At 64.1% G+C, this 9137-nt stretch carries 13 protein-coding genes; 6 read left to right on the top strand and 7 right to left on the bottom strand.

The genetic code is table 11. From position 1 onward, the window contains the following. Positions 1 to 185: 185 nt before the first annotated feature. On the top strand, positions 186 to 701 hold the full coding sequence (locus tag NKK51_RS29870; RefSeq protein WP_023809644.1) for a TIGR00645 family protein: 516 nt from the start codon (positions 186 to 188) through the stop codon (positions 699 to 701). 134 nt (positions 702 to 835) lie between these two features. Here NKK51_RS29870 and NKK51_RS29865 read toward each other — a convergent pair whose 3' ends face one another. Continuing rightward, entirely contained in the window at positions 836 to 1702 is an 867-nt protein-coding gene (locus tag NKK51_RS29865; protein WP_352555776.1) for an SDR family oxidoreductase, read from the bottom strand. A gap of 179 nt (positions 1703 to 1881) precedes the next feature. On the opposite strand from NKK51_RS29865, the gene NKK51_RS29860 reads away from it, so the two are divergent. Continuing rightward, positions 1882 to 2148: a type II toxin-antitoxin system VapB family antitoxin gene (locus NKK51_RS29860; protein ID WP_023809646.1), complete on the top strand. Its 267-nt coding sequence runs from the start codon at positions 1882 to 1884 to the stop codon at positions 2146 to 2148. Beyond that, a complete protein-coding gene (locus NKK51_RS29855; protein ID WP_352555774.1) occupies positions 2145 to 2534 on the top strand; it encodes a type II toxin-antitoxin system VapC family toxin in 390 nt (129 codons plus the stop codon). Before NKK51_RS29860 ends, NKK51_RS29855 begins: the two co-directional genes overlap by 4 nt. A gap of 6 nt (positions 2535 to 2540) precedes the next feature. On the opposite strand, the gene NKK51_RS29850 is transcribed toward NKK51_RS29855, so the two are convergent. Continuing rightward, entirely contained in the window at positions 2541 to 3176 is a 636-nt protein-coding gene (locus NKK51_RS29850) for a helix-turn-helix transcriptional regulator (RefSeq protein WP_352440467.1), read from the bottom strand. An 8-nt stretch (positions 3177 to 3184) separates the two neighbouring features. Further along, positions 3185 to 4057: a S1C family serine protease gene (locus NKK51_RS29845; protein ID WP_352555772.1), complete on the bottom strand. Its 873-nt coding sequence runs from the start codon at positions 4055 to 4057 to the stop codon at positions 3185 to 3187. A 168-nt stretch (positions 4058 to 4225) separates the two neighbouring features. On the opposite strand from NKK51_RS29845, the gene NKK51_RS29840 reads away from it, so the two are divergent. After that, positions 4226 to 5176, top strand: a complete 951-nt coding sequence (locus tag NKK51_RS29840; RefSeq protein ID WP_023809650.1) for a S1C family serine protease — start codon at positions 4226 to 4228, stop codon at positions 5174 to 5176. Positions 5177 to 5182: 6 nt separating this feature from the next. Here NKK51_RS29840 and NKK51_RS29835 read toward each other — a convergent pair whose 3' ends face one another. After that, complete coding sequence (locus NKK51_RS29835; protein ID WP_352555770.1) at positions 5183 to 5608, bottom strand: VOC family protein; 426 nt, start codon at positions 5606 to 5608, stop codon at positions 5183 to 5185. Between the two features lie 66 nt (positions 5609 to 5674). Here NKK51_RS29835 and NKK51_RS29830 point away from each other — a divergent pair, with 66 nt between their 5' ends. After that, positions 5675 to 6295 (top strand): TetR/AcrR family transcriptional regulator, encoded by a 621-nt coding sequence (locus NKK51_RS29830; RefSeq protein WP_352555768.1) that lies wholly within the window; start codon positions 5675 to 5677, stop codon positions 6293 to 6295. Here NKK51_RS29830 and NKK51_RS29825 read toward each other — a convergent pair. Beyond that, on the bottom strand, positions 6234 to 7184 hold the full coding sequence (locus tag NKK51_RS29825; RefSeq protein ID WP_352555767.1) for a LysR family transcriptional regulator: 951 nt from the start codon (positions 7182 to 7184) through the stop codon (positions 6234 to 6236). The two genes, NKK51_RS29830 and NKK51_RS29825, sit on opposite strands and share 62 nt — an antisense overlap. Positions 7185 to 7295: 111 nt before the next feature. On the opposite strand from NKK51_RS29825, the gene NKK51_RS29820 reads away from it, so the two are divergent. Continuing rightward, complete coding sequence (locus tag NKK51_RS29820; protein WP_023809654.1) at positions 7296 to 7931, top strand: FMN-dependent NADH-azoreductase; 636 nt, start codon at positions 7296 to 7298, stop codon at positions 7929 to 7931. 56 nt (positions 7932 to 7987) lie between these two features. Here NKK51_RS29820 and NKK51_RS29815 read toward each other — a convergent pair whose 3' ends face one another. Continuing rightward, positions 7988 to 8287 (bottom strand): AzlD family protein, encoded by a 300-nt coding sequence (locus NKK51_RS29815; protein WP_352555765.1) that lies wholly within the window; start codon positions 8285 to 8287, stop codon positions 7988 to 7990. Then, on the bottom strand, positions 8284 to 9018 hold the full coding sequence (locus NKK51_RS29810) for an AzlC family ABC transporter permease (protein ID WP_352555763.1): 735 nt from the start codon (positions 9016 to 9018) through the stop codon (positions 8284 to 8286). Before NKK51_RS29810 ends, NKK51_RS29815 begins: the two co-directional genes overlap by 4 nt. Positions 9019 to 9137: the final 119 nt, after the last annotated feature.

The raw sequence follows: 9137 nt of genomic DNA, 5'->3' as shown, positions 1-9137 counted from the left end.
CATCAAACTGAAACTGAAAGGGCTGGCCCCTGTGCAATACAGGAACCAGCCCTTAAACCTACCAACTCAATGAACCGTCCAACTTTATGGGGTCAGTTCATTTGGCGGGGTTTTTTGTGTTGCAAACGGTGGCGACCTGGCCGAATACGGCCATTGTCCGAGAGATAACCAGCCGGAATCATCCTATGAAGCGTCTCGAACTCGCCATCGAATCGATCATCCTCGCGTCGCGCTGGCTGCTCGTCGTTTTCTATATAGGCCTGGCCCTTGCATTGGCCGTCTATGCGCTGTCCTTCGGCAAGAAGCTTTATGAGTTCATTACCCTGGCGTTCACGCTCGGTGACACCGACACTATCCTCAAGATGCTCGGCCTGATCGATGCCGCGCTGGTTGCCTCGCTGGTGGTGATGGTCATCATCTCGGGCTACGAGAACTTCGTCAGCCGCTTCGACGACCAGGAGGGTGGCGTGCACTGGCTGGGCACCATCGATGTCGGTTCGCTGAAGGTCAAGGTTGCCTCGACCATCGTCGCCATCTCGTCCATCCACCTTTTGCAGGTGTTTTTGAACTCGTCGACCTACACGACCGACCAGTTGATGTGGCTGACCATCATCCACCTCGCCTTCGTCGTCTCGGCCCTCATGCTCGCCTATATCGACCGGCTGATGGGCCTGAGCAAAGGCAAGAAGGATGAGGCGTGACCTGCGCCGGCCGGAAGTTGAATCAGTCCGGCAGGAACGATGCCCTACCGCCTTGTTCGAGCAAGGCTTTGCCATGACTCTGCGGGTGGCGAAGGGCTTGGCTCAACGCCCGCGTCGCGTCAAAACAAAGAGTTCTAGTAAATATTCCTGATCTTGCTGTCCGTGCGGGCGAACACCTCGTCGGGGACAAAAAAATCGCCGGCCAGCAGCCCGGTCGCATCAGGCGCATACACCGAAAAATCGCTGATGCCTTCGGCGCGCAGCACCTCCTCGTCGATGTAGAAATTGCCTGTTGTCTCGCGCGCTGGCCGCATGAAGATGGCATGCGCCGCATCGGCCATGATGTCCGGCGAACGGCTCATCGCCGCAACCGTCGCGCCGCCCAGCAGATTGCGCACCGCCGCCGTGTCTATGGTCGAGATCGGCCACAGCGAATTGACCGAGATACCGTCCTTGGCGAACTCGGCGCTCATGCCCAGCGTGCACATCGACATGCCGAACTTGGCCATCGTGTAGGCGACGTGGTTCCTGAACCACTTGGCCTTCATGTCGAGCGGCGGCGCCAGATTCAGGATGTGAGCATTTTGCGCCAACTTCAGGTGAGGAATGCACATTTTCGAGACCAGGAAGGTACCGCGCGTGTTGATCTGATGCATCAGATCATAGCGCTTCATGTCGGTCTCGAGCGTGCCGGTGAGTTGGATGGCGCTGGCATTGTTGACGCAGATGTCGATACCGCCGAATTTCTCCACGGTCCTGGCGACCGCCTCGGCCACCTGTGCCTCCTCACGGATGTCGCACAGCACAGGCAGCGCATTGCCGCCGGCCTGTTCGATCTCTTCAGCCGCCGTATAGATCGTGCCCGGCAGCTTCGGATGCGGTTCGGCGGTCTTGGCCGCGATCGTCACATTGGCGCCGTCACGCGCGGCGCGCAGCGCGATCGCCAGCCCGATGCCGCGCGACCCGCCGGAGATGAACAGCGTCTTTCCCTTGAGCGACATTTTCCCTCCGCCTGCATTGTCTCGCTGCGCGATCCTTGCCTGTGACGGCCTCGGACATCAAGAGCTTGCTGCGGGAGGCCACGGTGACGTTGCGGAGGCTGTCGTTGGCCAGCACTACAAACCTACTGGATTTATCGACCGCCTAGGTATATATTCTATATGGATAGGTATGATATAGAATGGCGCTATCGATCAAGAATCTGGAAGTCGAGCAACTGGCGCGCGAACTTGCCCGCCGCCGGCGCGTCTCGGTGACGGAGGCCATCCGCCAAAGTCTCGAGCGCGAGGTTGCACGCGAGCGGCTGGTGCCGCGCGACGAAGCCAGCGACCTGTTTCAGCGGTTGATGGCGATCTCCGACAGCGCCGGAAAAATCCCCAAACGCGAAAATGCGATGACCGACGACGAAATCCTTGGATACGACGAGTTCGGAATCCCGACGAAATGATCATCGATTCCTCGGCCCTGGTCGCCATTCTGCGCGCCGAGCCAGGTCACGAACGTTTCGTGCTGGCGATCACGCAGGCCAAGAGACGCCTGCTGGCCGCGCCAACTTTTCTTGAAACGACGATGGTTCTTGCCGGCGGCAAGCAAGATGAAATCCTGGATCGCCTCGACAGCTTCCTACACACCGCCTCGATCGAGACCGTCGCCTTCACCGCCGATCATGCAGCTGTCGCCCGCCAAGCCTTCCTGCGCTACGGCAAGGGTCGGCACCCGGCGGCGCTGAACTTCGGTGACTGCATCGCCTACGCCACGGCGCGGCTCGAGGCCATGCCGCTCCTGTTCAAGGGTGATGATTTCCACCTCACCGATATCGAGGCGGCGGTGTGATCGGGATCAGACCAGCACCAGCCCTTGGCGCATCGCAATGGCAATCGCATCGGTGCGGTTGGCGGCACCGAGCTTGATCAGGATTGCGGCGACATGAAACTTCGCGGTGTGCACCGAAATGTTGAGCCGCCGCGCGATCACCTTGTTTGGAGCGCCCTCGGCCAGCAGCGCCAACACTTCCGCCTCACGCGGCGACAGCGAAGGCCGGGCGGCATGCTCGTCGGAGGCTTCCTCCTCGAACGGCTCGCCATCGCCGGCACGGAAATCCTCATGGCGTCCGCTTCCGCGCTCGCCCGAGACGCGATAGCCGGCCGCGGCCAGCCGCGCCGCCGCGGCGATCAACAAATCGTCCGCGCCAGCGGACATCACGGCCAGCACCTCACCGGCGGGCCACTCGCCGCCAGCGCGTCCGGTCAGCAGCACCCGTGGAATGAGGGCCGGCACGCCATCACCAATGCTGTCGTCAACGATGGCGACGTCGGCTCTTCCACCGCCAGCCACGACCGGCAGCAGGTCATCGCTCGCGGCCAGCGATGCCGCCAGGCGCTCGGCGCGTGACGCATCGCCAAGCGCAATCAGCACCACCAGCCGCCGCGAGACGGCACCGTCATGCATGATCCGGTCGCCGGTGAGCGTGTCCATGGATCCTCTCAGCTCAGCGGCTTTTCGCCGATTGTCAGCGCGACATCGCGCTGTTCGCCGCCGCGCACGACACCGAGCGTCACCGAAGCGCCGGCACTGTCGGGTCCGAGCCTGCGGATCAGGTCCCGCGGGCCGTGCACCGCCTCACCGTTCCACGCCACGATGATATCGCCAAGAGAGAGACCGGCGGCCTTCGCGGGACCATCGTCATCGAGACTCATCACCATCGCGCCGTGCGCGTCGCGGTCGCGTACCGGATGCAGGCCGGCGCCGAGATAGCCGCGCGCGACATGGCCCTTTTCGCGCAAGGTCGCGACCGCCCGCTCGATCGTCTCGTAAGGCATGACCAGCGCCCGGTGGCGCGGTCCGAACAACAGCATGCCGATCAGCGCACCCTTGGCGTCGAGAACCGGGCCGCCCTCGAAACGGCCGCCGGCGCCGACGGCAAGATTGATGCGCCGGTCGATGGTGCCGCCGCGCATCGAGCGCCAGGCCGCGCCGACTTCGCCCACCGAGCCTGAAACAGCCAAAGCGGAACCGTCACTGCTGCCGATGGCAATGGCGATGTTGCCCGGCCGCACCGCATCGGCCTTGGCCAACGGCGCGGCGCTGACGGCCTCCGCCGGCTTCAGCAGGGCAACACCGGTAGAAGGGTCGCGGCCAACCAGCTCGGCCTTCACCGTTTCCCCCGAGGCCAACACCAGTTCGATCTCCTCGCCGGCCTCGACAGCCTCTTCAGCGGTGACGAAATAACCGTCACGCCAGTGGAAGGCGCTTGCCGTGCGGTGATGATGCGTGGCGAAGCCAGCCGTTGCCGGCGCGGCCTTGGCGGCGAGATCGGCGACGGCTTGCGAAAACGCGCTCAGATTGAAATCGCTCATAATGGTCTCCTGGGTTCATCCATGCCCCAGATATCGCTCGACAGCGCGTCCGCGGGTACTCGCCTGACGGCTAGTTGCCGGTTTGACTGGCCATCTGGTCAGGTCGCTGCGGTTCCAGCCGCTCCGCACATATAGTCACGATCAAGCCTGAACACACGGAGCCCTCCCATGGCCCTCGCCGTCGCCAAATTCCAAACCGATGATACGCTGCTCGACGCCTATTCGACGACGGTTGCCGACGCCGTCGACCGCATCGGTCCGGCCGTCTGCCGCATTGAGCGCGTTGGCGGTCAGGGCGGCCATGGCTCCGGCTTCGTCATTGCACCGGACGGGCTGGTCGTCACCAATTTCCACGTCGTCGGCGACGCCAGGACGGTGCGCGTGTCGATGCCGGACGGTGCCTCCCGCGAAGGCCGCGTGCTTGGCCGCGATCCCGACACCGACATCGCGCTGGTGCGCGCCGACGGCAGCTTTGCCGACATCGCACCGCTGGGCGATTCCAAGCGGCTGCGGCGCGGCCAGATCGCCATTGCAATCGGCAACCCGCTCGGTTTCGAATGGACCGTCACCTCCGGCGTCGTCTCCGCGCTCGGCCGCTCGATGCGCGCCTCGACCGGCCGGCTGATCGACGACGTCATCCAGACCGACGCAGCGCTCAATCCCGGCAATTCCGGCGGACCGCTGGTGTCGTCGGCCGGCGAGGTCATCGGCGTCAACACCGCCATGATCCATGGCGCGCAAGGCATCGCCTTCGCGGTTGCCTCCAACACCGCCAATTTCGTCATTTCGGAGATCATCCGCTTCGGCCGCGTGCGCCGCGCCTTCATCGGCGTCTCGGCCGACACCGTCAATCTGCCGCGACGCGCTGCCCTGTTGTCGCAAGTCTCGACCAGCACGGCGGTTCGCCTGCGCAGCGTCGAGAAGGACGGCCCGGCAGCCAAGGCCGGCTTGAAGGAGGGCGACATCATCGCCGCAATAGACGGCCGCCCGGTCACCGGCGTCGACGACCTGGTGCGCGTGCTCGACGCCGAGCGCATCGGCCGCGAGACACAATGCACCGTGGTGCGCCGCACCGGCGTCAGCCAGGTGACGGTGACGCCGGTGGCAAGGGCGGGCTGAGGACGGTCACCGTTCCGCAGCCCCCTCCGCGTACTGCGCCAGAAACGCCTCGCTCGGCGGAATCTGCTTGATGACGTCGATCAGCACGCCATTGGGGTCTTTGGTGATGAAATGGCGCTGGCCGAAGGGCTCGTCGCGCAAGGATTGGAGGATCGGCAGGCCGGCGGCAAGGATCCGCTCATAGACCGCGTCCGGGTCGCGAACCTCGAAATTGATCAGCAGGCCCGATGTGCGGCCCCGCCCCTCCTTCGGGATGGTCTCGTGGTCGCCCTGGACGATGCCGAGATTGACGCGTTTGTTGTCCACCGATTGCAGATGCACATACCAGTCGCTTTCAAACAGCGGCTGGAAGCCAAAATGCTCGACATAGAACGCCGTCGTGCCGGCGACGTCGCCGGTCATCAGCACCGGGTAATAGCTCGTCGTCTTCATCTTTCCTTCTCCGGTCAATTAACATACAGTCTGCATGTAAATTGAATTAACATACAGGCTGCATGTATGCAACGCGATTCCGCGCGCCGTTCCAACCGTGACCGTACCGAGGCGACGCGCGCCGACCTGATTGCCGCGGCGCGAAAGCTGTTTACGGAAAAATCCTATGCCGAGACCGGCACGCCGGAGATCGTCGCCGCCGCCGGCGTGACGCGCGGCGCGCTCTATCATCACTTCGCCGACAAGCAGGCGCTGTTTGCCGCCGTGGTCGACCAGGAGGCGGCAGCGGTCGCCGAGGAGATCGAGCGCGCCTCGGCGCCATCACTCAACGCCCGCGACGCACTGATTGCCGGTTCCGACGCCTATCTCGCCGCCATGCGCGCGCCAGGCCGCACGCGCCTGCTGCTGCTCGACGGCCCGGCCGTGCTTGGCCGCGCCGCCATGGACGCGATCGACAACCGCCATGGCAACCGCTCGCTGCGCGAAGGGCTGGTCGCGGCGATGCGGGCGCAAACGATGACGAGATTGCCGGCCGACGCGCTGACCGCCCTGCTCGGCTCCGCCTTCGACCGTGCCGCCCTGGCCATCGAGGCCGGTGCGTCAGCTCAGGACTACCGCGCCGTGCTCATGGCGCTGATCGATGGCCTGTCTCTTCCTCAGGCACCTCGCCCGGTTCGAACTCGTTGAAGCAGCCGAGCTGGCGCTTGAACTGGTCGATCAGCCAGGCGGCCGCTGGCTTCGGGCTGCGATCGTTGCGGTGCATGGCAAACAGCGGCGAACTCACCTCCCTGAAGGATTCGAGGTCGATTTCGACCAGCCGGCCACTCGCCAGGTCGTCTGCTATCAGCCAGCGCGGCAGCCCGCCCCAGCCCAGCCCCTCGCGCATCAGCATATGCTTGGTGCGCACATCCGTCAGCCGCCAGGTACGGTAGGCGAAGACGCCGAAGTCGCGCCCCTTGGTACGCTCCGACTGGTCGGTGACGACAAGCTGCGTGTGTTCGCGCGCATCCTCGATCGCCACCGGCTTCGGCAGCAGGGCCAGCGGATGGCTGGGCGCGGCGGCCAGCACGATCGACATGAAGCCGATGCGCGCGAGATGCACATCGACATCGCCCAGCAGGCCGCCAATGCCAAGGTCGGCCTGCCCGCTGACGACATGATCGGGGATCAGGCCGAGCGTGCCGATATGCAGGCGCAGCATCACGGTCGGAAACTGCACCTCGAATGCCTTCAGCACCCGCACCAGCACCGGCGACGGCAGCGCCGCATCGACCGACAGCGCGACTTCGGCCTCGAGCCCCTGATGGTGGCCGTCGACGCGCGAGCGGATGCGCTGCAGCACGCCGATCATGCGCCGCGCATCCTCCAGCATCGCCCGGCCGATCTCGGTCAATTGCGGCTCGCGCGTGCCCTCGCGCTCGAACAGTTTCAGTCCCAGTTGCGCCTCGAGATTGGCGATGCCGTAGCTGATCACGGACTGTGCCCGGTTGAGCTTGCGGCCGGCGGCCGAGAAGCTGCCGGCTTCGGCGACTGTCACAAAGATCTGAAGTTGATCGAGCGTCGGGTTGGGCTGCATCGCTATATCGAACTTATAGATGGATCGTATAGAAAATATACCAGTTTATTGAATGGATCGAAAGCCCCATATCTGGTGGGACAAATCATTCCAACCGCTGGAGAGCCCAAAATGTCCATTCTTCTTGTCACCTCAAGCCCGCGGGGCGCCGCCTCGCATTCGACCCGCATCGCTACCGAATTCGCTGAAAAGCTCGTCGCCGCCGATCCGTCGAACACGCTCGTCGTGCGCGACCTCGTCGCCAATCCGCTCCCCCATATCGACGCCGACTACGCCAGCGGCATCTACGTGCCGGCGGAAGCCCGCACTGCGCGCCAGGCTGAAGTCGTCGGCGTCTCCGATGTGGTGCTCGACGAGCTGTTTGCCGCCGACACAGTGATCCTGGCCACAGGCTTCATCAACTTCAACATCTCCTCGACACTGAAGTCCTGGGTCGATCACATCTCTCGTTCCGGCAAGAGCTTTGCCTATGGCGAGAACGGCCCCAAGGGTCTCGTCACCGGCAAGAAGGTCTATATCGTGCTGGCTTCGGGCGGCATCTACTCCGAAGGTGCGGCCGTGCAGTTCGATCACGCCATTCCCTACCTGCGCGGCGTGCTCGGCTTCCTCGGCATGACCGATGTCGATGTCATCCGCATCGAAGGCGTCGGCATGGGTCCTGACGCGGTGACCGCAGCGCTCGCCAAGGCGACCGCCAAGGTCGATGCCGTGGTGGCCGCCAGCCAAGGTGTCGCGGCTGCCGCGTAAAGAGCCGAAATTTGTCCGCATCGAAAGGCAGGCGTGCGCGCCTGCCTTTTTCGTTTCTAGCCAATGAGGTATCTTAGCAGACTAGCGGCGCTGATTCCGATCAGCACAGTCGGCAGCATGGAAAGCCGCGTGGCGGCTACCAGAGTAACAGCCAGCGCCAGAATATCCGCCGGGGACTTCGACACGAAGGCCGGTGCGATGACAGAGATCAGCACGCAACCGGGCGCAGCTTCCATCACAGCCGTGGCACGGGCGCCGAGCATGCGGTTGCGCAGCACGACATAGCCGCCGATGCGCGTCAGATAAGTGACGCCGGCCATCAGCACGATGGTGAAAAAGGTCGTTGCGTCGATCATGCATCACCCGCCATCAGCCAGGCCGCGACCAGCCCCGACATGGCGCCCGCGGCGACATACCAGGCACCGGGAACGAAGAGATAGACCAGTGCTGCCACGACCAGGCTGACCAGCCAGGGCCGCGCCGCCGCGATCCCCGTCCACATGCCGCGCATCAGCACCAGGAAGACAGCCGGGAACGCCATGTCGAAACCATAGGCCCCGACGTCGCCGAGCATCGGACCGAGCAAAGCGCCCAGCGTGGTGAAGGCCACCCAGGCGAGATACATCGCCAGCGCCGCGCCCATATAGTAACGCGGGCTGAAGGCCGGCGTGATGCCGGCAGCGGTGCGCTGTTTGGCATCGGCCAGGCCCAGCGCCCAGCTTTCATCGCACATAAAGAAAAGCGCCGGAAACACCTTGCGGCGTGGCAGGTGGCGCAGGAACGGCGCCAGTGCCGCACCCATCAGCAGGTGACGGCTGTTGACCAGGAAGGTGATGGCGACGATGAGCACGACGTGCGGCGGCGACGTCCACAACTGGATCGCCGCGAATTCCGAGCCGCCGGCGAAGTTCAGCCCTGTCATGGCAGACAGTTCGACCGTGCTTAAGCCTTTCTGCGTGGCCTGGGCGCCAAGCACCAGCGCATAGGGGATGGTGCCGAACAGCACCGGCGCGCAGGACGCCACGCCACGGCGGAATTCGGATCCCGAACCATTGCCCGCCGCCTCGACTGCCTGTGAAATGCTCATGGGTCTCCACTGGCGCGCCTCGCGGCTGCCGCTTCCGGGTTGCGTCTGGACTCTGGTGATGTCGGCCGCAAACATAGCGGCACCGGCTCACAATTTGGTTGCGAAGATTGTTGTGTTTC

This window comes from Mesorhizobium sp. M0011, from assembly GCF_040324155.1.
In the GTDB taxonomy this organism is placed as follows: Bacteria; Pseudomonadota; Alphaproteobacteria; order Rhizobiales; family Rhizobiaceae; genus Mesorhizobium.
Note: the sequence above shows the minus strand (reverse complement) of the source record. Positions and strands in the feature narration are given on the sequence as shown.

Excerpts from the sequence above, each read along its gene's own strand:
- NKK51_RS29870 (WP_023809644.1), top strand. The coding sequence starts at position 186 with ATGAAGCGTCTCGAACTCGCCATCGAATCGATCATCCTCGCGTCGCGC.
- NKK51_RS29865 (WP_352555776.1), bottom strand. The coding sequence starts at position 1,702 with ATGTCGCTCAAGGGAAAGACGCTGTTCATCTCCGGCGGGTCGCGCGGC.
- NKK51_RS29860 (WP_023809646.1), top strand. The coding sequence starts at position 1,882 with ATGGCGCTATCGATCAAGAATCTGGAAGTCGAGCAACTGGCGCGCGAA.
- NKK51_RS29855 (WP_352555774.1), top strand. The coding sequence starts at position 2,145 with ATGATCATCGATTCCTCGGCCCTGGTCGCCATTCTGCGCGCCGAGCCA.
- NKK51_RS29850 (WP_352440467.1), bottom strand. The coding sequence starts at position 3,176 with ATGGACACGCTCACCGGCGACCGGATCATGCATGACGGTGCCGTCTCG.
- NKK51_RS29845 (WP_352555772.1), bottom strand. The coding sequence starts at position 4,057 with ATGAGCGATTTCAATCTGAGCGCGTTTTCGCAAGCCGTCGCCGATCTC.
- NKK51_RS29840 (WP_023809650.1), top strand. The coding sequence starts at position 4,226 with ATGGCCCTCGCCGTCGCCAAATTCCAAACCGATGATACGCTGCTCGAC.
- NKK51_RS29835 (WP_352555770.1), bottom strand. The coding sequence starts at position 5,608 with ATGAAGACGACGAGCTATTACCCGGTGCTGATGACCGGCGACGTCGCC.
- NKK51_RS29830 (WP_352555768.1), top strand. The coding sequence starts at position 5,675 with ATGCAACGCGATTCCGCGCGCCGTTCCAACCGTGACCGTACCGAGGCG.
- NKK51_RS29825 (WP_352555767.1), bottom strand. The coding sequence starts at position 7,184 with ATGCAGCCCAACCCGACGCTCGATCAACTTCAGATCTTTGTGACAGTC.
- NKK51_RS29820 (WP_023809654.1), top strand. The coding sequence starts at position 7,296 with ATGTCCATTCTTCTTGTCACCTCAAGCCCGCGGGGCGCCGCCTCGCAT.
- NKK51_RS29815 (WP_352555765.1), bottom strand. The coding sequence starts at position 8,287 with ATGATCGACGCAACGACCTTTTTCACCATCGTGCTGATGGCCGGCGTC.
- NKK51_RS29810 (WP_352555763.1), bottom strand. The coding sequence starts at position 9,018 with ATGAGCATTTCACAGGCAGTCGAGGCGGCGGGCAATGGTTCGGGATCC.